The organism is Prauserella aidingensis (genome assembly GCF_024171865.1).
In the GTDB taxonomy this organism is placed as follows: Bacteria; Actinomycetota; Actinomycetes; order Mycobacteriales; family Pseudonocardiaceae; genus Prauserella; species Prauserella aidingensis.
The window spans coordinates 1-26,253 of sequence record NZ_JAMTCN010000043.1 but is presented as its reverse complement, the minus strand read 5'-3'; the positions used below and the strand labels follow the sequence as shown (position 1 = coordinate 26,253).

Sequence of the window (26,253 nt, the reverse complement as noted above, 5' to 3'; positions counted from 1 at the left end):
ACGCCTCCGCAAACACCGGAAACACCGACGCCAACCCACGACCCATACCCACACGCTGACTGCCCTGACCCGTAAACACGAACGCCACACGACCCCGTCGTGCCTCCACGGGGGTGGCCGCGTTCAACGCGGTGCGCAGCTCGTCGCGCGTGCGTCCCACGGCGACCGCACGACACGGCAGCGCGGCGCGGCCGGTGGCCAATGACCACGCCGTCTCGAGGGCACCGTCCGGCTCGGCGGCCAGCAGCCGTGCGATCTGCTCCCGTACCGCGCCCTCGGTCTGCCCGGACACGATCCACGGCACGATCCTCCCCGGCTCCGGCGCCTGTTCCAGCTCGGTCACCGGCTCAGCGGCCTGTTCCAGGACGACGTGGGCGTTGGTGCCGCTGACGCCGAACGACGACACCCCCGCGCGCCGGATCTCGGCGTCCCACGGCCGGTTCTCGGCGGCCGGCTCGACGGCACCCGCGGTCCAGTCGACGTGACTCGACGGCACCTCGGAGTGCAGGGAACGCGGCAGTACACCGTGGCGCATCGCCTGCACGGCCTTGATGACTCCGGCGACGCCGGCAGCGGCCTGGGTGTGGCCGATGTTGGACTTCACCGACCCCAGCCGGACCGGCCCGTTGCGGTCTCGACCGTAGGTGGCCAGCACGGCCTGCGCCTCGATCGGGTCGCCCAGCGTCGTCCCGGTGCCGTGGGCTTCGACGACGTCCACATCGGATGGTTCAAGGCCCGCGTCGGCGAGTGCGGAACGGATGACACGTTCCTGCGACGGACCGTTCGGGGCGGTGAGGCCGTTGGACGCGCCGTCCTGATTCACCGCACTCCCGCGGAGCACGGCCTGCACCGGGTATCCGAGACGCCGCGCGTCCGAGAGCCTCGCCAGCAACAGCACTCCCGCGCCTTCGCCGAAGCCCGTGCCGTCGGCGGCGTCGGAGAACGGTTTGCACCGGCCGTCGGCGGCGAGACCGCGCTGCCGGGAGAACTCGACGAACAGACCGGGCGTGGACAACACGGTCACCCCGCCCGCCAGCGCCAGGTCGCACTCCCCCGACCGCAGGGATCGAGCCGCGAGGTGCACGGCCACGAGCGAGGACGAGCAGGCGGTGTCCACCGTGAGCGCCGGTCCTTCGAGGCCGAAGGTGTAGGCGACGCGGCCCGAGGCGACGCTGGCCGAACCGCCGTTGCCGACGAGGCCCTCCAGGTCGGCGGGCACCTCGTGCAGCCGGGTCGCGTAGTCGTGGTGCATCACGCCCGCGAACACGCCGGTGCGGGTGCCGCGCACCCCGTGCGGGTCGAGGCCCGCACGTTCGAACGCCTCCCAGGAGGTTTCCAGCAGCAGCCGCTGTTGCGGGTCGGTGGCCAGCGCCTCTCGTGGGGAGATGCCGAACAGGTCGGCGTCGAACTCGGCCGCGTCGTGCAGGAACGCGCCCTGCCTGACGGCGAACGAGCCGGGCCGCTCGCCCTCCGGGTCGAACCCTCCTTCGAGGTCCCAGCCGCGATCGGTCGGGAATCCCGTCACCGCGTCCCCGCCGTCGGCGACCAGCCGCCACAGTTCCTCGGGCGTGCGCACACCGCCGGGGAACCGGCAGGACATGGCGACGATCGCGATCGGCTCGTCGGTGTCCCGGTCGGTGCGGGCCGCGGTCGGCGTGGTCGTCGCCGGTCCCGGCTCGAGCCGGTCGTCGAGCAGGTCCGCCAGAGCCTGCGGCGTGGGATGGTCGAACACGACGGTGGCGGGCAACCGCTCCCCCGTCGCGGCAGCCAGCCGGTTGCGCAGTTCGACGGCCGTCAGCGAGTCGAAGCCGAGGTCGCGGAACGCCCTGCCGGGGTCGACGGCCTCGGCCGAGTCGTGCCCGAGCACGGCGGCGACCTGGGTACGGACGGTCTCGAGCACCGCCGCACGGCGCTGTTTCTCCGGCAGGCCGTCGAGCCCGGCCGGCATCGCCTCGGCGGCCCTTCTGCGCGCGGGCCGGATCAGGCCGCGCAGCAGCGGGTGGACATCGTCGCCCGCCTCACGCACCGCGGCCAGGTCGAGCCCGACGGGTACCACCATTCCGTCGCCCGCCTGCTCCGCACCGGACCGGACGTCGTGGGACACGGCGGCGTCGAACAGGGCGAGCCCGTGCTCGTCCGACAGCGCGCGCACACCGCCCCGGTCCATGCGGGCTCGGTCACGATCGTCCAGGTGCCCGGTCATACCGCTGGCGCGTTCCCACAGCCCCCAGGCGAGCGCGAGGCCGGGCAGCCCTTCGGCGCGGCGGCGCGCGACGACCGCTTCGGCGGCGGCGTTCGCCGCGGCGTAGGCCCCCTGCCCCGCGTTCCCGAACAGATGCGCCGCGGCGGAGAACACCACGAACGCGGTGAGGTCCAGACCGCGGGTGGCCTCGTCGAGCACGGTGACGGCGGTGGACTTGGGCGCGGCCACGGCGGCGGCCCGTTCCGGGGTGATCGACTCCACCACGCCGTCGTCGAGGACGCCGGCCGCGTGGACGACCGCCGTCACGGGATGCGCGGCGAGCAGGGCGTCGACCTGGCCGGAGTCGGTGGCGTCACAGGCCACGACGGCGACGTCCGCGTCGAGCTCCGGCACGGGCCCTCCGGTGCGACCGGCGAGCACGAGCCGCCGCACACCGTGGGACTCGACGAGGTGCCGGGCCAGCAGAAGACCCAGTGTCCCGGTGCCGCCGGTGATCAGGACCGTCGACTCCGGACCGAACGGTGCCGGACGTGCGTGGTCGTCCCCGTCCGGCTGCGTCACCGCGGCGCGGGCGAGCCGCGGTGCGGTGACCACGCCGTCGCGGACCCGCAGCCACGGTTCGTCGCCGAGGACCGCCTCGCCACCGTCGACGACGGCGAATCGGCCCGGATGTTCGGTGGCCGCCGAGCGCAACAGCCCGGCGACCGCGGCGAACTCGGGGCGGTCACCGTCGAGCAGCGCGACCAGGCAGGCCTCGGTGCCCAGCGCGTGGTGCAGCACCGGCAGCACGGCCGCCATCGCCGGGTCACCGACCCGCCACACGACGGTGCCGTTCTTCGCCCCGTCCAGTGCGGCGACGACCTCGTCGTCGGACACGGTGCGCGCCGCGGGCTCCGCGTCGACGGGTGTCCATTCGAGACGGTAGAGGTCGGTCACGGGGGCGCGAGCCGCGTCGGCGAGCGGCCGGAACGCGAGCTCCGCCGACAGCACGGGAGCGCCGGCAGGGTCCACGGCTGCGAGGGCGACGGCATCAACGCCGAGCGGGGTGAGGCGAACCCGCAGCGCGGTCGCCTCGGTGGCCCGGCACCGTGCGGACCGCCACGAGAACGGCAGCAGTACCGTCTCCGGAGCGGTGTCGATGCCCCCGAGCGCCGTCGCGTGCAGAGCGGCGTCGAGCAGGGCCGGGTGCACGCCGAACCCGGCGGCCCGCACCGACTCCGGCAGCCGCACCTCTGCCACCAGGTCGCCGCCGTCCCGGCGCACGCGCTGGAGTCCCCTCAGCGCGGGTCCGTAGTCGACACCGCGGGCGGCGAGCTCGGCGTACAGACCGTCCAGTGGCACGTCGTCGCCGTCCGGCCACGCGATTCCCTCGACGCCTCCGGCCGGCACGTCACCCACGGCCCCGACGGCGTGCCGGGTCCACGGCGTGTCCTCGTCCGGTCGGGAGTGCACGGTGACCGGCCGGGAGCCGTCGTCGGCGGCGCGACCGGCGACCACCTGGAGTTGCACTCCGCCTCCCTCCGGCAGGACGAGCGGGGACTCCAGGGTCAGGTCGAGCACCGCGGAGGCGCCGACCTGGTCGGCCGCGTGCAGTGCGAGGTCGAGCAACGCCGTGCCCGGTACGACGATCCGGCCCGTGACGACGTGGTCGGCCAGCCACGGATGGGTTCCTGTGGTCACCCGGCCGGTGAGAACCGCACCCTCGCCGCCTGCGAGTACGACCGCGGCACCCAGCAGGGCGTGACCGGCCGACCCGACGCCGAGCGCGGCCGCGTCGCCGGACGGCGTCCCCGACGGCCAGTATCGGCGTTGCTGCAACGCGTAGGTGGGCAGTTCGATGTGCGGCGTCGCCCGCCGCGTTCCGGACGGCGTCGGGTCGAAGCCCATGAGCGCGCCGAGGTCCGGTTCCGCGCCGTGGGCGTGGAGCCGGGCGGCGGCCTGCAGCAGCTCGTCGCGGCCGTCGGAGTCGCGGCGCAGCGTGCCGGTCACGAGAACGCCCTCACCCGCGGCCTCCTCGATGCCGACGGTGAGCACCGGATGCGGGCTGACCTCGACGAACGTGTCGACCCCGTCGGCGAGCAGGTCCGCCACCACGTCGTGGAAGCGCACCGTGCCGCGGAGGTTGTCGAACCAGTAGCGCGCGTCCAGCGCGGACCCGTCCTCGACACGACCGGTCAACGTGGATCGCAGCGGCACCGAACCGGCGCGGGGGCGGATCGGCGCGAGCACCTCGAGCAGTTCGTCGCGCAGCTCGTCGACCTGCGCGGAGTGCGAGGCGTAGTCCACCGCGATGCGCTTGGCGCGCACGTCGTCGGCCGCGCAGCCCGCGACCAGTTCGTCCAGCGCAGCGGGCTCGCCGGAGACGACCACGGCGGTCGGCCCGTTGACCGCGGCCACGGACAGCCGCTCACCGTACGGTGCGATCCGCGCTCGCACGCTCTCCTCGTCGGCGGCGATCGACACCATGCCGCCCCGGCCCGCGAGCCGGAGCAGCACCTGCGACCGCAGCGCCACGACCCGTGCCGCGTCCTCGAGCGACAGTGCTCCCGCAGCGCACGCGGCGGCGATCTCGCCCTGCGAGTGGCCCACGACGGCGGCGGGCACGAGCCCGCGCTCGCGCCAGAGGTGCGCCAGCGACACCATCACCGCGAACAGCACGGGCTGCACGACCTCGACGCGTTCCAGGTCGTCGCCGGAGCGCAGCGCCTCGCGGACGTCGAACCCGCAGTGCGGTGCGAGCGCGTCGGCGCACTCGGCGAACCGCGGCCCGAACACCGGGTCGTCGAGCAGGTCGACGGCCATGCCCGCCCATTGCGACCCCTGTCCGGGGAACACCAGCGCGACCCGCCGGTCCGGGCCCGCGCTCGCCCGCAGGCCGGCCGTGGGCTCCGTGTCCGCGGCGACCGCGTCCAGCCCGGCGAGCAGCTCGTCGGTCGTGCGGCCCGCGACGACCGCACGGTGGTCGAAGGCCGTCCGCGTCTCGATCAGGGCCCGGGCCACCGCGGCGGGTTCCCAGGCGTGGGTTCGCACCGCGTCGGCGAGCGCGCCGGCCTGCGCGCGCAGTGCGTCCCGGCCACGACCCGACACCGTCCACAGCAGACCGTGATCGGAGGTCGGGCCGGTTTCCCCGGTCGGTTCTCCGCGTTCCGGCGCGGCTTCCAGCACGACGTGTGCGTTGGTGCCACTCATGCCGAACGCCGACACGGCCACGCGCGGGGGCCGGTCCGTCACGGGGAACGGGGTGTGCTCGGTCGCCAGCCGCACGGCGCCCGACGACCAGTCGACGTGCGGACTGGGCTCGTCGGCGTGCAGCGTGCGGGGAACGGCACCGTGACGCAGCGACAGCACGGCCTTGATGACCCCGGACACGCCCGCCGCGGCCTGGGTGTGTCCGAGGTTCGATTTGAGTGATCCCAGCAGCAGCGGGTGGTCGCGGTCCCGGCCGTAGGCCCGCAGCACGGCGTGCGCCTCGATCGGGTCGCCCAGCGTCGTGCCGGTGCCGTGCGCCTCGACGGCATCCACATCGGACGGTGCGAGTCCCGCGTCGGCGAGCGCATCCCGGATCACCTGGCGCTGGGCGGGGCCGTTCGGCGCCGTCAGACCGCTGCTGGCGCCGTCTGCGTTGACGGCCGTCCCGCGCAGCACGGCCAGCACGGGACGGCCGTTGGCCTCGGCGTCGGACAGCCGCTCGACGACGAGCACACCTGCGCCCTCGGACCAGCCGGTACCGTCCGCGCCGGCCCCGAACGCCTTGCAACGCCCGTCGGCCGACAGGCCCCGCTGTCGCGCGAACTCGACGAACACGCCCGGCGTCGGCATCGCGGTGGCGCCGCCGACGAGCGCCATCCCGCATTCGCCGCGGCGCAGTGCCCGGACGGCCAGGTGCAGGGCGACCAGCGACGACGAGCACGCCGTGTCGACCGTCAGCGCCGGTCCGCGCAGGCCGAAGGTGTAAGCCAGCCTTCCGGAGGCGACGCTGAGGGCGGTGCCCGTCAGGCCGTGCCCCTCGACCGCGTCGGTGTCGCCGAGCAGGGAGGCGTACCGCTGCTCACTGGTACCGACGAACACACCGGTGCGGCTGCCGCGCACGGCGTCACGAGGCAGGCCGGCGCGTTCGAGCGCCTCATGGGCTGTCTCGAGCAGCAGTCGCTGCTGCGGGTCCATGGCCAGCGCCTCGCGAGGGCTGATGCCGAACAGATCCGCGTCGAAGTCGGCGACACCGTCGAGGAACCCACCGCCCTCGGCGTACGTGGTGCCGGGGTGATCCGGACCGGGGTGCTGCAGCGCGGCCAGGTCCCAGCCGCGGTCCGTGGGCAGCAGGCCGATGGCGTCGCGGCCGTCGGCGAGCAGCTCCCACAGCGCCTCCGGAGTGCGGACGCCGCCCGGCAGGCGCAGGCCCATCCCGACGACGGCAATGGGCTCGCCGTCGCGGGCGTCGACCTCCTCCAACCTGCGCTTGGCCGTGCGCAGTTCGCCGGTCACCCACTTGAGGTTGTCCAGCAGCTTCTGCTCGGTCGCTGAGCGCTCGGTCACGCGCTGATCACCGTCCTCGTCATTCCTTGCCGAACTCCGACCGGATCAGGTCGAGCAGCTCGTCGGCTCCGGCATCGGCCAGCTCGCCCGCCGGCTCGTCACTCCGGGTCAGCCGGTCGGCCAACGCACGGAGCCGCGCCGCCACACCGTCGGCGTCGTCGATCCCGCCCGTGTCGACGAGCGCCTCGAGCCGATCGAGCTCCCCACCGGGATCGGCGTGGGGCCGCAGCTCGTCGGCGAGGTACTCGGCGAGCGCCTCGGGGGTCGGGTGGTCGAACACGAGCGTCGTGGGCAGTGACAGTCCGGTGCTCGCCGCCAGCGCGGCGCGCAGTTCCACCGCGGTGAGCGAGTCGAACCCGATCTCGAGGAAGCCGCGGCGCGTGTCGACGCTCGGGGTACGCAGCACGCGCGACGCCTCGGCACGTACCAGGTCGAGCAGTCGCCGGGTACGCCCCGCCTCGTCGAGCAGGGAGAGCTCGTCGGCCAGTGCGCCGTCCTCGCCGGTGCCGGACGGAGCCGGGGAGGTGCCGAGGCCGGTCGCCGCAGCGGGCACGGCGACCTCGTCCAGCAGCGGTGCGGCGCGGGACGAGGTGAACAGCGGAGCGAACACGTCCCAGTCCACGTCGGCCACCACGGCCGTCGGACGGTCCCCGACCAGACGCACCATGTCGGCGACCGCACCCTGCGGATCGAGCGGGCGCAGGCCGCGACGGCGGAGGCCGTCGCCGACGTCACCCGCAGCCATGCCACCGCCGTCCCACGGTCCCCACGCGACGGCCGTCGCGGGCAGCCCGCGGCGGTGCCGGTCGAGCGCGAGGGCGTCGAGCCGAGCGTTGGCCGCGGCGTATGCGGCGTGCTCCCCGCTGCCCCACACGCCCGCGATCGACGAGAACAGCACGAACGCGTCGACGTCGCCGACGAGTTCGTCCAACAACCGGGCGCCGGTGACCTTGGCGCGGGACACCTCGGCCAGTTCCTCGTCGGTCAGTTCGTCGACCGGGGCGAGGTGTGCCACGCCCGCGGCGTGGACGACGGCGTCCACGGGGTGCTCGGCCAACAGCGCGGTCAGTGCGGTGCGGTCGGTGACGTCGCAGGCCACGATCACGGCCCGCTCCCCCAATTCCTCCCGCAACGCCGCAGCCGACGGTGCGGTGGGGCCGCTGCGTCCCGCCAGCACGACCTTCTCGGCCCCGGCGTTGACGAGCCCGCGCGCGACGTGACCGCCCAGCGCGCCGGTACCCCCGGTGACCAGGACCGTCCCCTGTGGACTCCAGATACCTCGTCCCGGCTCGGCACGGACGATCCGGCGCGCCTCGACGTCGGATCCGCGCACGCGCAGCTGGTCCTCGGTCCCGCCGAGGACGGTCGCGACGGCGGACCAGTCGGGCTCGTCCACCTCGACGGCCCCGCCCCAGCGCGACGGCTGCTCCAGCGCCGCGACCCTGCCCAGTGCGTGGGCTCCGGCGTCCCCACCGACGATCCACAGTGGAGCTCCGGTCCGGCGCAGCAGGTCGAGCACGTGGGTCTCGTCGGGCGGGTCGACCACCACGACCCCGTCGGGCGCACCACCGCCGGGCCCTGCCGTCGGGTCGTCACCGACGCTCACCCCCCGATCCGCCAGCGCCGCACGCAGACCGCAGGCGTCGCCGAGTACCGCCCAGTGACCCGAAGGGCCGTCTCCGGGCCGAACGGACCGGTACTCGACGACGTAGTGCCGATCCGACGAGGTGTCCGGGAGTGCGGGCCAGTAGCGCGTGTGCTCGAACGGGTAAGTCGGCAACTCGGCGTGTGTCCCTGGCTTCCCCGCGAGCACGGACCAGTCGACGTGCTCCCCGTCGACGTACAGCTCGGCGAGCGCATCGACGACCGAACGAACCTCGTCGGCACGGGGGCGCAGCACCGTGGCGAACACGCCCGCCTCGACGGTGCCACGCGCCGCCGCGGTGAGCGCGGCGCCGGGACCGATCTCGAGGAACCGGTCCGCACCGGCGTCCAGCGCGGACCGGACGCCCTCGGCGAAGCGCACCTCGTTGCGCATGTGACGTACCCAGTACTCCGGGTCGGTCAGTTCGCCCGGATCGGCGAGTTTGCCGGTGACGTCGGAGATCACGGGGACGTCCGGGTCGCACAGGTCGACGCCTGCGACGACGGCGCGGAACTCGTCGAGTACGGGCTCCACGAGTGACGAGTGGAACGCGTGACTGACCCGGAGTCGCCGCGAAGGGGCGGGCACCGCCTCCGCCAGGGCGTCGACCTCGTCGGCCGCGCCCGACACGACGACGGCTGCGGGGCCGTTGACGGCGGCGATGTCGACACCGGCGGTGAGCAGCGGGCGCACGTCCTCCTCCCCGGCGTCGACGGCGAGCATCGCCCCGCCCCCGGGCAACGACTGCAGCAGCCTTCCCCGTGCGGCGACCACGGCCGCGGCATCGGCCACCGACAGCACGCCCGCGACGTGGGCGGCGGCGAGGCCGCCCACCGAGTGGCCGAGCAGCGCGACCGGCGTCACGCCACAGCTCGTCACGAGCCGGTACAGCGCGACCTCCAGTGCGAACAGGGCCGGTTGCGTGTACGCGGTCTCGTCGAGCAGGGCCGCATCGTCCGACCCGGGCTCGGCGAACAGCACGTCCTGCAGCGGGCGATCCAGGTGCGGGTCGACGTGTGCGCACACCTCGTCGAGCGCGGCGGCGAACGGCGGGTGAGCCTCGGCCAGCGCCCTGCCGACGCCGGCGTGCTGGGCGCCCTGGCCGGGAAACAGGAACGCGACCCCACCACCTGCCCGTGCGGCACCGGTGGTGGTCCCGACGTCGTCACGGGAGGCAGGCCCGGAGAGGTCGAGGAGGGCGGCGACGAGCTCGTCGCGGTCCGCGCCGGTGACGACGGCGCGGTGGCTCAGGTCGGCACGGGTGGTGGCCAGCGCACGCGCCACCGCCGCCGGATCACCGAGCGCTCCGGCCGTCCGGTCGGCGACCGTACGCAGCGCGGACGGGGACGCGGCCGACAGGGGCAGCGCGTGCAACGGGAACGCCGTCCGAGCGCCCCTGTCGCCGGCACCGACGTCGCCGGTCCCTGCCTGCGGCGCGGTGCCGGCCGCGGGCGGCTCCTCGAGGATCACGTGGGCATTGGTGCCGCTGAACCCGAAGGAGGAGACACCCGCCCTGCGAGGGCGGCCCGTGTCCGGCCAGTCGGTGGCCTCGGTCGCCAGCTCGATCGCGCCCGACGACCAGTCGACGTGCGGGCTGGGCTCGTCGGCGTGCAGCGTGCGCGGCAGGATGCCGTGGCGCATGGCCCACACGGTCTTCAGCACGCCTCCGGCACCGGCCGCGGCCTGCGCGTGCCCGATGTTGGACTTGAGCGACCCCAACCGCAGCGGGCGGTCCCGGTCCCTGCCGTAGACCGCGAGCAGGGCCTCCGCCTCGATCGGGTCGCCCAGCGTCGTGCCGGTTCCGTGCGCCTCAACCACGTCCACATCGGACGGCTGCAGCCCGGCGTCGGCCAGCGCGGCGCGGATGACCCGTTGCTGGGACCGGCCGTTGGGCGCGGTGAGCCCGTTGGAGGCGCCGTCGGAGTTGACCGCCGTGCCGCGCAGCACCGCCAGTACCGGGTAGCCGCGCTGCTCGGCGGCCGACCTCCGGGCCAGCACGAGCATGCCGACGCCCTCGGACCACCCCGTGCCGTCGGCCCCCGCGCCGAAAGCCCTGCACCGCCCGTCCGGGGACATGGCGCGCTGGCGCGTGAACTCGACCAGCACCCCGGGCGTGGACATGATCGTGGCCGCGCCCGCGAGCGCGAGGTCGCACTCCCCCTCGCGCAGCGCCCGCCCCGCGAGGTGCAGCGCGACCAGCGACGACGAACAGGCCGTGTCGACGCTCAGCGCCGGGCCTTCGAGACCCAGGGTGTAGGCGATGCGGCCCGACAGCACGCTCGGCGCGTTCCCGACGCCGAGGTGCCCGCCGACGTCGTCGGTTCCCGCGGCCAGCACGGATGCGTAGTCGTTGGGGTTGGCGCCCGCGAACACCCCGGTGCTGCTGCCACGCAGGGTGTGCGGGTCGATCCCCGCGCGTTCCAGCGCCTCCCAGGACACCTCCAACAGCTGCCGCTGCTGCGGATCCATGGCGAGCGCCTCGCGGGGGCTGATCCCGAAGAAGCCGGCGTCGAACCCGGCGGCGTCGTCGAGGAAACCGCCGTGCCGCGACATCGACGTGCCCGCGTGGTCGGGGTCGGGGTGGTACAGGGCCGCGGGCCAGCCCCGGTCGGTGGGAAGTCCGCCCACCGCGTCGGTGCCGTCCAGCACCAGCCGCCACAGGTCCTCGGGCGAGCGCACCCCGCCGGGGAAGCGGCAGGCGGCTCCGACGATGACGACCGGATCGTCGTCGGCGACGACTTCCGCCCCCGCCGACAGTCCGGCCGCCGCGTCGTCCTCGCGGGACAACAGTGCGGCGAGGCGCCGCGGCGTCGGTTCGTCGAAGACGACGGTCGCGGGCAACCGCACGCCGAGGACGTCGGCGATCCGGTTGCGCAGTTCCACCGCGGTCAACGAGTCGAACCCGAGGTCGCGGAAGGCGGTGTCGGCACCGACGCCGGTCACGTCCGCGTGTCCCAGCACCTCGGCGGCCTGCTCCCTCACCACCTTGACCGCCTGCGCGGCCGGGAGCTTCGTCGGCGTATCCGCCCCGGCGCCGCGTGCGCGTGCGTGCGACCCGTCCCCGGCGGGGACGGCTGCGCCGGTCGAGACCGCCTGCTCCGACAGCAACGGCGAGCCACGCCGCGCGGTGAACGCGGGGTGGAACGTCTCCCAGTCGACGTCGGCGAGCACCACCACCGGCTCTGCGCCGCCGAGTTCGCGCAGCAGTGCCCGTGCGGCCCGGTCCGGGTCGAGCGGGCGCAGGCCCATCCGGCCGAGCGCGTCCAGCTCTCCCGCGTCGTGGGCCATCCCGGTCCCGGACCACGGCCCCCAGGCGACGGCGGTCGCGTTGAGCCCGCGGGCGCGGCGCGCGGAGGCGACGGCGTGGAGCGCGGCGTTGGCCGCCGAGTACGCACCCTGCTGCGCACTGCCCCATACCCCGGCGATCGACGAGAACAGCACGAACGCGTCGACATCGCCGACGAGTTCGTCCAACAACCGGGCGCCGGTGACCTTGGCGCGGGACACCTCGGCGAGCTCGGCACCGCCGAGCGAGGAGACGGGCGTGCGCGACCCTCCGGTTCCCGCGGCGTGGATCACGACGTTCGGCCGGTGCTCCGCCACCACGGCGGCGAGCGCGTCGCGGTCCGTGACGTCGGCCCGCTCCACGACGACGTCGGCGCCGAACCGGGCGTCGTCGTCGAGTCGACCGCTGCGGCTCAGCAGGACGATCTTGGCCGCGCCGCGCAGCTGTCCCGCCACGGCGAGACCGAGTCCGCCGGTGCCGCCGGTGATCAGCACCGTGGCACCGTCGAGGACCGATCGGCCTCGCGAGTGCGGCGCGGCCACGAGGCGCTGAGCCAGCATGGTCTCGCGCAGGGCCACCTGGTCCTCACCGGTTGCCATCGCGCCGCGCACCGCGTCCATGTCCGTGGTGTGCGGCGACGCGACGTCGATCAGTCCGCCCCAGCGGTCCGGCTGTTCGAGGGCGATCACGCGGCCGAGGCCCCAGATCGCCGCCTGGTCCGGGTCGGGCGTCTCGTCGCCGACGGCCACCGCGCCGTGGGTCAGGCACCACACCCGGTCGCCATCCGGCAGGTCGCGCAATGCCGCGCCGAGGTCGGCGGGTGTCCCGCGGGTCATGTCGAGGACCGTGGCCCCCTCCGTCCCCGGGACATTCGCCCCGGATGGGCCCTCGGTGCGTACCGGGATCTCGCGCCACACGGGCGTGTACCGCCAGGGGTCATCGACCCGCTGCCGGGTGGCGGGCCAGTACCGGTCACGCTGGAACGCATACGTCGGCAGCTCGACGAACCGTGCGCCGGGGTGGACCGCACGCCAGTCGACCCCGACCCCCCGTGTCCACAGCGCGGCGAGCGCGCGCATCACGGACTCGACCTCGTCGCCGTCGCCACGCTGCGTGGCGACGGCACTCAGCGGGCCGGCCACGCCGTCCACGCCGGCCAGGAACGGCAGCAGCGCGGCCTCGGGTCCGACCTCGATCGCATGAGCCGCGTCCAGCCGGGCGACCCCGTCGGCGAACCGCACGGTCGAGCGGACGTTGGCGAGCCAGTACGCCGTGTCGGTGGGACCGATGTCGCCCTCGGCCTCGGCGACGCGCACGAACTCGACCCGCGGCCGCTCGCGCGGAAGCGCATCGACGACGGCGGCGAAAGGGTCGAGGGTCCCGTCCATGTGCGCGGAGTGGAACGCGTGGCTCACGGCGAGCCGCGACGCCCTGACGCCGTCCGTGCGGTACCCGGCCACCAGCCGGTCCACGGCGTCGGCGTCCCCGGACACCACGACCGAACCGGGGCCGTTGACCGCCGCGAGTTCCACGCCCGGGACGACCGGCAGGTCCTGTTCGGACACGGCGATCGCCGCCATGGCGCCCGGTGTCGCCACGGAGCCCATGAGCTCGGCCCGCTCGGTCACCAGCCGGGTGGCGTCGGCCAGCGTGAACACGCCGGCCACGTAGGCGGCGGCGATCTCGCCGACCGAGTGGCCGAGCACGACGTCGGGACGCACGCCCCACGACTCGAGCAGCCGCACCATCGCGACCTCGAAGGCGAAGATCGCGGGTTGGGCGTACCGGGTGTCCTCGACCGGTTCGCCCCCGTCGATCGCCTCGCGGACGTCGCCGGGCAGGAGGGCGAGCACCTCGTGCCACGCCTCCGCGAACGCGGGGAAGCGCCGGGCGAGGCCGCGGCCCATCCCGGCCCGCTGCGAACCCTGACCGGTGAACACGAACGCCACGCGGCCGGCCGCGGCCTCCGTCACGTCCCGCGCGGCCCGCAGCCGCTCGACGGCCTCGTCGGCGGAGCAGGCCACGATCCCGATCCGGTGGTCGAACGCCGCCCGCGCCGCTCCCGACGTCACGGCCACGTCGGCGGGACGGCACTCGGGCCGGGCCGTGAGGAAGTCCGCGAGCCGCCCGGCCTGCGCCCTGGCCGCGGCGGCGCTGCGCCCCGACACGACGAGCGCCACGGGCCAGTCGTCCGCCTGGGGCCGCTCGTGCGCGCCGCCGGTGCCGGCCGGCGCGGGCGGGTCGACCACCGCCTGTTCGAGAACGACGTGAGCGTTGGTACCGCTGAACCCGAACGACGACACGCCGACGCGGCCGGGACGGCGCTGCTGCGGCAACGGCACCTCGTCGCGCAGGAGCGCGACGGCGCCCCAGTCGGCGTGCGCGGACGGCACCGCCGCGTGCAGTGTGCGCGGCAGGATCCCGTGGCGCAGGGCGAGCACAGACTTGATCACGCCCGCGACTCCCGCCGCCGCCTGGGTGTGACCGATGTTGGACTTGACCGACCCGAGCCACAACGGCTGCTGCCTGCCGGTGTCGTAGACGGCGCCGAGGGCGCCCGCCTCGATCGGATCACCGAGCCGGGTCCCGGTCCCGTGGCCTTCGACGGCGTCGACCTCGGAGGGTTGCAGACCGGCGTCCGCCAGCGCGTCGCGCAGCACGCGCTGCTGAGCGGGGCCGTTCGGTGCGGTCAGACCGTTGGATGCGCCGTCGGAGTTGACCGCGCTGCCGCGCACGGTCGCGAGCACGGGGTGGCCGTTGCGGCGGGCGTCGGACAGCCGTTCCAGCACGAGCACGCCCGCGCCCTCGCCCCACCCCGTGCCGTCGGCGTCGTCGGCGTAGGCCTTGCACCGGCCGTCGGCGGCCAGCCCGCGCTGCCGGGCGAACTCGGTGAAGGCGGTCGGGGTCGCCATGATCGTCACTCCGCCCGCCAGCGCGAGCGAGCACTCCCCCGACCGCAGGGCACGTGCCGCCAGGTGCAGCGCCACCAGCGACGACGAGCACGCCGTGTCGACGGTCATCGTCGGCCCCTCGAGCCCCAGCGCGTACGACACGCGGCCGGACAGCACGCTCGCCGCGCTTCCGGTACCGAGGTAGCCGTCGGGGCGGTCGGGCGCGTCGGCGAGGACCGAGGCGTAGTCCTGGCCGTTCGTTCCGGCGAAGACGGCCGTGTCGGTGCCGCGCAACCCGGAGGGGTCGACACCGGCACGTTCCAGGGCTTCCCAGGTGACCTCCAGCAGGACGCGCTGTTGCGGATCCATCGCCACGGCCTCGCGTGGCGACACTCCGAAGAACGCGGCGTCGAAGGCGGCCGCGTCGTCGAGGAAAGCACCTTCGGCGGTGTACGTGGTGCCGGGCCGGTCCGGGTCGGGGTCGACGAGCGCGTCGAGGTCCCAGCCGCGGTCGGCGGGGAACGGGCCGACCACGTCACCACCGGCCCGCAGTAGATCCCACAGAGACTCCGGGGCGTCGACACCGCCCGGGAACCGGCAGCCCATGCCGACGATCACGACCGGATCGGCGTCGCTGCCGGCCGCCGGGGACCGGGTCGTCGCGACCTCGCCACCACCGGTGAGCTCGGACACGACGTGCTCGATCAACGCCGCCGGGCTCGGGTGGTCGAAGACGACCGTGGCGGGCAGGCGCAACCCGGTCGCCCCCGCAACGGCGTCGCGCAGCTCGACCGACGTGAGCGAGTCGAATCCGAGATCGCGGAAGGCCCTCGTCGGGTCGACGTCCGCGGCCGAGTCGTGGCCCAGCACGGTGGCGACCCGCTCGAGCACGATGTCGGCCGCGTCCTCGGGACCGATCGCGGCAGCCGCGGCCGTCGCGGGACGCACCGTCTCGACCGGCCGCGCGCCCGGGATGCCGGACAGCAGTGGGCTGGGGCGGCGGGCCGTGAACGCCGGGACGAACCGGGCCCAGTCGACGTCGGCGACCGTGACGCACGTGTCGCCCGTGGCCAGCGCCGTGCCGAGCGCGTCGAGTGCGGTCTCCGGGGGCAACGGGCGCAGTCCTCGGCGGATCAGGTCGTCGGCGGTCTCGCCGATGGCCATGCCCACCTCACCCCACGGACCCCACGCGACCGACAGCGCCGCCGCGCCGTGTGCGCGCCGCCGCTCGGCGAGGTCGTCCAGCAGCGCGTTCGCGGCGGCATAGGCACCGAGCCCGCCGCTGCCCCAGACACCGGCGATCGACGAGAACAGCACGAAGGCGCTCAGCTCGCCGGTCAGCTCGTCGAGCAGGCGCGCACCCGTGACCTTGGCCTCCAGTGCCGCCCTCAGGTCGTCGGCCGTCGTCTCGGCCAGTGGCCGGGTCACGACCGAGCCCGCCGTGTGGAACACCGCGTCCACGGGGTGCGCGGCGAGCAGTACGGCCAGGCCGTCGCGGTCGGTGACGTCGCACGCGGCGATCGTCACGGCGGCGCCGCGTTCCTCCAATGATCGGCGTAGTCGGGCCGCGCCGGGGGCGTCGGGACCACGGCGACCGGTGAGAACCAGCTCGGTCGCACCCCGGTCGACGGCCCAGTGGGCCACACGGGATCCGATGCCGCCGGTACCACCGGTGATCAGCACGGGACCCGCGGGCCGCCACTCCGCGTCGGGGCGTGCCGGCGCCGGTGTGAGCCTGCGCAGGTGCGGACCGGAATCCCGGAGCGCCACGGCGTCCTCGGCGTCACCGGCACCAGCCACGACGGCCCGCACGTGGTCGAGCCGTCCGTCGAGGTCTCCCTCCAGCTCGATCGTCCCGCCCCACAGGTCGGGGTGTTCGAGCGCCGCGACCCGGCCGAGCGCGGCGACGGCCGCGGCCTCGGGGCCGTCCGCCAGGCACCAGAGCCGCACGTCCGCGGAGACGGCACGCCGGATGCGCTCCAGCGCCTCCTCGGCCGTGGCAGGCCGGAACAGCAGCGTCGCGCCGGCGGGCGGTTCGCTGACGGTGTCGAGGCCGGGAACCTCGGTGTCCCACGCGTACGTTCCGGCCGGGAAATCGCCGATCCCGTCGACCACCGCGGGCGACCACGTGACGCGGTAACGCAGCGAGTCCGATGCGGGCTGCCCCGCCGTCGCGGGCGCGTCGGCCCAGAACCGCTTGCGCTGGAAGGCGTACGTGGGCAGAGGAACCGTTCGCGCACCGGCGTGGAAGGCCGCCCAGTCGACGGGCTGCCCGGTGACGTGCAGGCGGGCCAGGGCCTCCAGCACAGTGCGCCGTTCGTCGCGGTCCCGCTTCCCGGCGGGCACACAACCGTCGACCAGGGGTGTCAACGCGGCGTCCGGGCCGATCTCGACCGCACGCACGGCTCCGAGACGCGCGACGCCGTCGGCGAATCGCACGGTGGCGCGGACGTTGGCGACCCAGTACGCGGCGTCCTCCGGCCCGACGTCGGGGTCGGCCGTGCCTGCGACGGCGGCGAAGTCCACCGTGCGCGGATGGCGTGGAACGCCGTCGACGACGTCGGCGTACGCGGACAGGATCGCGTCCATGTGCGCGGAATGGAAGGCGTGACTGGTCCGCAGGAGCGTCGCGCGCACGCCGCGTCCGCGGTGGTCGTCCACCGTGGACCGCACGGCTTCGGCGTCGCCGGAGACGACGATCGAACCCGCGGCGTTGACCGCGGCGAGCTCGACCCCCTCCGGCAGGTCCACCTCGGACTCGGGCACCGCCAGGGCCGCCATCGCACCCGGCGTGGTGACCGCGCCCATGAGCGCGCCGCGGGCGACGACGAGCCGGGTGGCGTCGGCGAGTGTGAAGATCCCGGCCACGTGCGCCGCGGCGACCTCGCCGACCGAATGACCGATGACGATGTCCGGGGTGACTCCCCACGACTCGAACAACCGGGCCAGCGCGACCTCGAAGGCGAAGATCGCGGGCTGGGCGTACTCGGTGTCGTCGATCCGCAGGTCCGCGTTCTCGACGACCTCCCGCACCGGCTCCGGAAGCAGGTCCAGTACCTCGTGCCAGGCAGCGCCGAATGCCGGGAACGCCTCCGCCAGGGTGGCGCCCATACCCGCCCGCTGCGATCCCTGACCGGTGAACACGAACGCGGTGCCGCCCGCGACGGCAGTGCCTGCGACCACGTCCGCGGAATCGTCTCCGTCGGCGACGGCCCGCACCGCGGCGGCGTGCTCGCCGAGGACGACGGCCCGGTGCGCGAGCGAGGCCCGCGCCGTGCCCAGGGTGAATCCCACGTCGGCTGCGTCGAGTCCGTCGGCGACACCCGCGAGCCGCCGGGCCTGGCCGCACAGCGCGTCGGCGCTGTGACCGCTCAGCGGCCACAGCGCGGGTCCGGAACGGACGGCGTCGTCGGCGGAGCCTACGGCGTCCGCGGCAGGGGGCTCCTCGAGGACGGCGTGTGCGTTGGTGCCGCTGACGCCGAACGACGACACCCCCGCCCTGCGGATCCGCTCTCCCCTCGGCCACGCCTCCGGATCGGTGAGCAGGGAGACCGACCCGGACGACCAGTCGACGTGCGGGCTCGGGGTGTCGGCGTGCAGGGTGCGGGGCAGGGTCTCGTGGCGCATGCCCTCGACGAGTTTGATGATGCCCGCGATACCCGCCGCGGCCTGGGTGTGCCCGATGTTGGACTTGATGGAGCCGAGCCGTAGCGGCTCCGACCGGTCGCGGCCGTAGGTGTCCAGCAGCGCCTGCGCCTCGATCGGATCACCGAGCCGCGTACCGGTGCCGTGCGCCTCGACGGCGTCCACGTCCGACGGGTCCAGTCCTGAGTCGGCCAGTGCCGCACGGATGACGGCGCGCTGCGCGGGGGCGCTCGGCGCGGTGAGGCCGTTGGACGCCCCGTCGGAGTTGACCGCGGTGCCGCGCACGACAGCGAGTACAGGATGGCCGTTGGCGACCGCGTCCGACAGCCGTTCCAGCAGGAGGAAGCCGGCGCCCTCCGCCCAGCCGGTGCCGTCCGCGTCGGCCCCGAACGACTTGCAACGCCCGTCCGGGGCCAGGCCCTGCTGCCGGGAGAAGTCGACGAACACCTGCGGTGTCGACATGACGGTCACCCCGCCCGCGAGGGCCATCGAGCACTCACCCGACCGCAGGGCGCGCGTCGCCCAGTGCAACCCGACCAGCGACGACGAGCACGCGGTGTCGACGGTGACGGCGGGGCCTTCGAGCCCGAAGGTGTACGAGACCCGGCCCGAGGCGATGCTGCCCGCGCTGCCGTTGACGACGAACCCTTCGAGCTGCTCCGGAATGCCGTCGAGCCGCGCCGCGTAGTCGTGGTACATCAACCCGGCGAACACGCCGGTGCGGCTGCCCCGCATCGCACGCGGGTCGAGCCCCGCGCGTTCGAACGCCTCCCACGCGATTTCGAGCAGCAGCCGCTGTTGCGGGTCGGTGGCCAGCGCCTCGCGGGGCGAGATGCCGAACAGGTCGGCGTCGAACTCGGCGGCGTCGTGCAGGAATCCGCCGCGGCCGGTGCGGGAGGTGCCGGGACCTCCGTCGGGGTCGTGCAGGTCGACGGGCCAGCCGCGGTCCGTCGGGAACGAGGTGGTGGCGTCCCGGCCCTCGTCGACCAGTCGCCACAGGTCCTCGGGCGAACGCACCCCGCCGGGATAGCGGCAGGCCATGCCGATGACGGCGACAGGCTCGGACTCGGCGGCCTCGACCTCGGCGAGTCGCCGCTTCACGGCCCTCAGATCGGTGGTCACCTTCTTCAGGTAGTCCCGCAGCTTCTGCTCGGTACTCATGCGACCTCACCTGCCCCGTGTCCGGTCGTCGCTCCCATGACTCGCACTAGTCGCCGAACTCCCTGTCGATGAGGTCGAAGAGCTCGTCGTCGGACGCGATGTCGACGTCCTGGTCGACCTCCTCGCCCGGCCCCTCCCCGGACGCGGACTCGGGTTCCGGGTCCGCATCCGTTCCGGCCAGCCGCTCCGCGAGGCCCGCCGCGAGCGACTCGGGCGTGGGGTGCTCGAACACGAGCGTGGTCGTCAGCGACAGGCCGGTCGCGGCGGACAGTTCGTTGCGCAGTTGCACCGAGGCCAGCGAGTCGAAGCCGAGCGAACTGAAGTCGCTGTCCGGATCGATCTCGGACGGCGATGCGTGGCCGAGCACGGCGGCCACAGTGGTGCAGACCAGGCCGAACAGTGCGCGGTCGCGTTCGGCCGCGGTCATGGCCGCCCACCGGTCGGGCCGCGGCTCGTCGCCGGTGGACCCGGTGGACGTGGCCGGGGACCTCGCCGGGGCGCCCGCCGCTCGGCCCGCGAGCCGCGACAGCAGCGGTGGCACCTCACCCGCGCCGCGCAGCGCGGCCGTGTCGATGCGTGCCGGAACCAGGTTCGGCAGGCCGGTGCGCAGTGCGGCGTCGAACAGGGCGCATCCCTCGTCCTCCGACAGGGCGCGGATCCCGAGGCGAGCCAGCCGGGCACGGTCGGTGTCGGCGAGACCGGTGTCCATGCCGCCCGCATCGCCGGTGTCCCACAGGCCCCACGCGAGTGCCGTGGCGGGCAGGCCACGGGCGGCGCGGTCGGCGGCGAGCGCGTCGAGCGCAGTGTTGGCGGCGGCGTAATTGGCCTGGCCCGGCGTGCCGAACACCCCCGCGGCCGCGGTGAAGAGCACGAACGCGTCGACGTCGGTCGCGAGCGCGGCCAGGTTCCGCGCGGCGGTGATCTTCGGCCGGGCCACCGCGTCGAGACGTTCCGCCGTCAGCGACTCCAGGACGCCGTCGTCGACCACACCCGCCGCATGGATCACCGCGGTGATCCGGCGGCTCGCACAGGCCCACACGGCGGCGCAGCCGTCCGGGTCGGCGACGTCGGCGGCCTCGATCCGGACCTCGGCCCCCAGCCCCCTGAGCTCGGCCGCCAGTCGGGCCGCACCTGGCGCGTCCGGGCCGCGCCTGCCGACGAGCAGGAGATGTTTCGCCCCCGATGCGGCGAGGTGGCGCGCGATGAGCGACCCGATCCCCCCGGTTCCGCCGGTCACCAGCACCGTGCCGTCGGGATCGACCACGGGGCCGCTACGGCCGGTCTCGCCCGCCGGGACGCGGACGAGGCGCGGCACGTGCGCGGCGCCCTCCCGCAACAGCACCTCGCGCTCCCCCGATGCCAGGGCGGGATACGCGACGGTCGGGTCGGCGGAACCGCCGTCGGAGCCCTCGCCGCCGGGGTTCTCCACGAGCGCGAACCGCCCCGGATGCTCGGCGCACGCCGACCGCACGAGGCCGGCGATACCCGCACTGCCGGCTCCACCGTCGGTGACCACCACGAGGGTGCGTTCGCCGGGCTCGGCGAGGAACTCCTGCATGCGCCGCAACGTCTCGGCCGGCTGCCGGCCGTGGTGGACGACGAAGCGGTCGGCCTCCACGTCGGCCATCGGCTCGGCCACGCGGACGTGCTCGACCTGGTGGAGCAGGTCCACGGCCGGATCGGACGGAGGCGCCGGGCGCAGAGCCAGCTCCTCGATCGTGGCGACGCCGCGGCCCGCAGCGTCGGTCACCTCGACGGCGACGGACAGCGGCGCGATCGGTGTCACCCTGGCCCGGAGCGGGCCCGGTGCGGCGCCGGAGACGGTGACTCCGGTGAACGAAAAGGGCAGCAGCGCCGTCCCGGTGTCGCCGTCGAGTTCGCCGAGTCCCACCGCGTGCAGCGCGGTGTCGAGCAGAACGGGATGGACGACGTAGCCGCCGGTGAGCACCTCCGGGGAGGCGATGTCGGCGACGTACCCACTGTCGTCCCGCCGCAACCCGGTCGTCCCGCGGAAGACGGCACCGTAGTCGAGGCCGTTGCGGGTGAACCGCTCGTAGAGGGCGTCCGGATCGTAGGACGCGTCCGGGGCCTCGGACGCGGAGACCGGTGTGGGCATCGCGTCGACGCGGGGGCTCGGCGCGGCGACCGCACCGACGGCGCCCGTCGCGACCACCTGCCACGTCCCGTTCTCGGGTCGGCTGTGGACGGTCAGCCGCCCGTCGGTGTCCACCTTGACCTGGATGTCCACCCGCACCCCGTCGGGCACGGGGACGGGCGCGAGGAGAGTCAACTCGGCGACGTCGAGTCCCCCGGCGCGGTCGGCGGCGTACGCGGCCAACTCCAGCAGCGCGGTACCCGGCAGGAGCACCCGCCCGGAGACGACGTGTCCGGCCGACCAGGGGTGCGTGGCGGTCGAGACGGTTCCGCTGAGGACCAGGTCCCCGGTGTCGGCGAGCGTCACCTCGGCCGTCAGCACGGGGTGGGTGTCCCGCCCGCCCGTGGGGCCGGCGAGCCAGAACGTCTCGCGCCGGAACGGGTAGGTCGGGATGTCGGCCAAGCCCTCACCCCGCGGCACGGGAGCAGGTCCACGGCCCGCGGCGTACAGCCTGGCGAGTGCCGTGGTCACGGCGTCCGGTTCGGACGCGCCACGTCCGAGCAGCGCCGCGGCGACGGCGCCGGGCTCGATGTCGGCGACCATGGCCGTGAGGGCGCCGCCGGGGCCGACCTCCAGGAAGGCGTCCGCTCCTTCGGCGACGGCCGTCGTGACGGCGTCGTGGAACCGGACCGCCTGCCGGGCGTGCCGCACCCAGTGGTCGGCGGTGGCCAGTTCGTCGCCCGCGAGCTCACCCGTGACGTCGGAGACGACGGCACGCTCCGGCGTCGAATAGGTGATGCGCTCGGCCACGGCACGGAACGCGTCCAGCGCCGGGTCCATGCGGTCCGAGTGGAAGGCATGGCTCACGGCGAGCCGTGTCGTGCGGACACCCCGCTCCTGCCACCACGCGTCGAGTTCGTCGACGGCGCCGGCGTCGCCCGACACGACGACCGAACGCGGACCGTTGACGGCCGCGATCGACACGCGGCCCGCCACCGACGACACCACCTCGTCCTCGGAGGCGTTGACAGCCAGCATCGCCCCGCCCGCGGGCAGTTCCTGCATGAGCCTGCCGCGGGCCGTGACCAGTTCCGCGGCATCCCGCAGGGAGAACACCCCGGCGACATGGGCGGCGGCGATCGACCCGATGGAGTGGCCGAGGAGGAGGTCGGGGAGGACCCCGCGACAGGTGACGGCTCGGAACAGCGCCACCTCGACGGCGAACAACGCCGGTTGGGTGTACTCGGTGCGGTCCAGCAGTCCGGCGTCCCCGCCCCACAACACGTCCCGCAGTGCCGGGTCGAGCACGCCGGCCACCTCGTCGAACGCGGCGGCGAAGACCGGATCCGCGGCGTACAGTTCGCGTCCTGCTCCGAGGCGCTGACTGCCCTGCCCGGGGAAGACGAAGGCGAGCTTGCCGTCACGGACCCGCGTCGCCGTCAACTCCCGGAGGCCGCGCCGGAACCCGTCGCGGTCGCGGGCGAGCACGACGCCGCGATGCCCGAACGCCGTGCGGGCGGCCAGTGCGCGCGCGACGTCGGCCGGATCCGCCCCGGAGCGCTCGAACCACTCGCCCAGTTCGTCGGCGCGGCGCCGCAGTGCGTCGCCGTCCTTCGCCGACAACGGCCACGCCACGAGGTCGCCGGAACGATCGCCCGCGGCGGCGTCCTGCGCCGCGGAACCGTTCCCGGAGGCGGCGTCACCAGGAGCGGTGCTCTCGGTGACGCCGCCCTCCTCGATGATCACGTGCGCGTTGGTGCCGCTGATGCCGAACGACGACACCCCGCCGCGGCGCGGACGGTCCCCGCCACGCCATTCGGCCGGCTCGGTGAGCAGTGACAGGGCCCCGGTCGACCAGTCGACATGTGGACTGGGCTCGTCGGCGTAGAGTGTGCGGGGCAACCTTCCGTGACGCATGGCCTGCACCAACTTGATCACGCCGGCCACCCCCGCGGCGGCCTGGGCGTGGCCGATGTTGGACTTGAGCGACCCGAGTGCCAACGGCGTGCCGCGGTCGTCGCCGTACACGCCGATCAGGGCCTCGGCCTCGATCGGATCGCCCAGCGCCGTACCGGTCCCGTGCGCCTCGACCGCGTCCACATCGGATGGCTGTAACCCGGCGTCGGCGAGCGCGTCGGCGATGACCCGTTGCTGTGCGGGGCCGTTCGGAGCGGTCAAGCCGTTGGAGGCACCATCGGAGTTGACCGCCGTGCCGCGCACCACGGCCAATACCCGATGCCCGTTGGCGTGCGCGTCACCGAGCCGTTCGAGCACCAGCACGCCCGCACCTTCGGCCCATCCGGTGCCGTCCGCTCCCGCACCGAACGCCTTGCACCGTCCGTCGGCCGCGAGCCCACCCTGCTTGCCGAACTCGAGGAACACCCCGGGCGAGGCCATGACGGTCGCGCCCGCCGCCACGGCCAGCCCGCACTCTCCCGCCCGCAGCGCGCGTACGGCCAGGTGCAACGCGACCAGTGACGACGAGCAGGCGGTGTCGACCGTGAGCGACGGGCCACGCAGCCCGAAGGCGTACGAGAGTCTGCCGGAGGCCACGCTGGGGTGCCCACCGGTGAGCGCGTTGCCCGCGACGTCGTCACCCACGGCGTCCAGCCGCGGACCGTACTCCTGATGGGAGGCCCCGACGAAGACCCCGGTGTCGCTGCCCTGCAGCGCATCCGCATCGAGTCCGGCCCGTTCGACCGCCTCCCACGCCGTTTCGAGCAGGACGCGCTGCTGCGGGTCCATGGCGAGGGCCTCCCTCGGGGAGATCCCGAAGAACGCGGCGTCGAACTCGCCTACCCCGGTGAGGAACCCGCCGCGGTCCGGGACCCCGGCCTCGGCGAGGGCTCGCAGGTCCCAGCCCCGATCGTCGGGCAGCGGCCCGAGCGCCTCACCGCCGTCGCGGACCAGTTCCCACAGGTCCTCGGGGCTGCGGATGCCGCCCGGATAACGGCAGGCCATGCCCACCACGGCGATCGGCTCGTCGGCTCGTGCGGCGACGGACGCCGGGCGCGTGTCATCGGCCCTGCCGAGGTGGTCGGCGAGCGCCTGCGGACTCGGGTGGTCGTAGAGGACGCCGACCGGCAGCCGCCGTCCGGTCACGGCGGCCAGCGCGTTGCGGAGTTCGACGGACGTCAACGAGTCGAACCCGAGGTCCTTGAAATTCCCGTCGGGTGGGACGGCCTCGGGATCACCGTGGCCGAGGACCGCGGCCGTGTGCGCACGCACGAGGCCGAGTGCGTCCTCGACCGTCGAGGGCGCGTCGACGCGGCCGGACGTACCGGGCCGGGTCCGGGCTTCGCCGCGGCCGACTTCTGTCAGCAACGGTCCGGGGACGGTCGCGGCGAATCTGTCCCAGTCGACGTCGGCGAGCACGGTGACCGGCCGCCCGCTCGCGACGGCGGCCCACAACGCGTCGACGCCTCGGTCCGGGTCGAGGGCCCGCACGCCACGCCGCGCGAATCCATCCATTGTGGACGTTGCCATGCCGCGTCCGGCCCAGGGACCCCACGCGACGGCGGTGGCGGGAAGCCCACGGGAACGCCGGTCACGGGCGAGTGCGTCCAGTGCGGCGTTGGCCGAACCGTACGCACACTGTCCGGGATTGCCGGTCACGCCGACGAACGACGAGAAGAGCACGAACGCACGAACGTCACCGGCCAGCCGGTCCAGATTGCGGGCGGCGTCGAGCTTCGCGCGGCGCGCGGCGGAGAGCGACTCGGCCGTGGTGTTGGCGAGCGTGGCGTCGTGGAGGGCTCCCGCGGCGTGCACGACGGTGTCGAGCGGACCGACGCCCTCGAGCACAGCGGCCAACGCGTCGGCGTCGGCGGCGTCGCAGTCGGCGAGCGTGACCCGCGTGCCGCGGCCTTCCAGCTCCGCGGCCAGGTCCGTGGACCGGGAGGCTGTGCGACTCAGCAGCACCAGGTGGTCCACGCCGCGGCCTGCCAGGTCCCGGGCGACCGTGGCGCCGAGCGCACCGGTGCCGCCGGTGATCAGCACCGTGCCCCGTGGCGTGAACGCCGTATCGGGACGAGAGGTCCGGGCGAGCCTGCGGACCGTGACCCGGCCGCCTGCAACGGCGAAGTCGGTTTCCTCACCCGGGTCCGCGATGACCCGACGGGCACGGGCGAGGTCCTCGGCCGTGGCGTCACCGGGCAGGTCGAGCAGGCGCACGTCGAGGTCGGGCCGTTCGGTGCGGGCTCCGTGCACGAGGCCGCGCACGGCGGCCTGGTCGGGATCCGTTTCAGCGTCCCTGGTGAGTACCCACAAGCCGGGAATTCCCCGCTGGAGCACCATGAGCAGGTCTGCGGCCCCGAGGCAGGCGACGATCGTGGTGCCGTCGTGGCCGACCAGCTCGTCGGCGCCCGCGACCACGGTGGCTTCGGGGAACGGGTTGTCGCCGTCGGCGGCGAGCACCATCAACGGTGCGGTCCGGGTGGACTCGGGCGGGACGGGTGCGGCGTCGGTGGCTGCGGCGTCGGTGGGTGCGGCGTCGCGGTACGGGGTCCAGCGGACGGTGTGGAAGTGGCTGTCCCGGCTCGTGTCGTCGGCGGGAAGCCAGAAGCGCCGGTGCTGGAAGGCGTACGTGGGCAGGTCCGCGCGCGGCCCGGGTGGCAGGAGGCCGCCCCAGTCGAGGTCGGTCCCCTGGACGAACAGCCGGGCCGCCGCGGCGAGGACGGCGTGTACTTCGTCGGTGTCCTTGCGTTGGGTGGGGATGCCTCCGTCGAGGAACGGCGTCAGAGCAGCATCCGGCCCGACCTCCACGACATGCGCCGCATCCAGCCGTGCGACACC

At 74.5% G+C, this 26,253-nt stretch carries 2 protein-coding genes and 1 pseudogene; all 3 read right to left on the bottom strand.

Annotated elements, in window-relative coordinates:
• A pseudogene (locus LY13_RS24410) lies at positions 1 to 6,685 on the bottom strand (beta-ketoacyl synthase N-terminal-like domain-containing protein); the annotation flags it as partial.
• A gap of 70 nt (positions 6,686 to 6,755) precedes the next feature.
• Complete coding sequence (locus LY13_RS24405; protein ID WP_253830912.1) at positions 6,756 to 19,364, bottom strand: type I polyketide synthase; 12,609 nt, start codon at positions 19,362 to 19,364, stop codon at positions 6,756 to 6,758.
• A 46-nt stretch (positions 19,365 to 19,410) separates the two neighbouring features.
• On the bottom strand, positions 19,411 to 26,223 hold the full coding sequence (locus LY13_RS24400; RefSeq protein ID WP_253830911.1) for an SDR family NAD(P)-dependent oxidoreductase: 6,813 nt from the start codon (positions 26,221 to 26,223) through the stop codon (positions 19,411 to 19,413).
• Between the last annotated feature and the right edge of the window lie 30 nt (positions 26,224 to 26,253).

Bases quoted from the DNA above. Each gene is read 5' to 3' on its own strand.
- LY13_RS24405 (WP_253830912.1), bottom strand. From the start codon at position 19,364: ATGAGTACCGAGCAGAAGCTGCGGGACTACCTGAAGAAGGTGACCACC.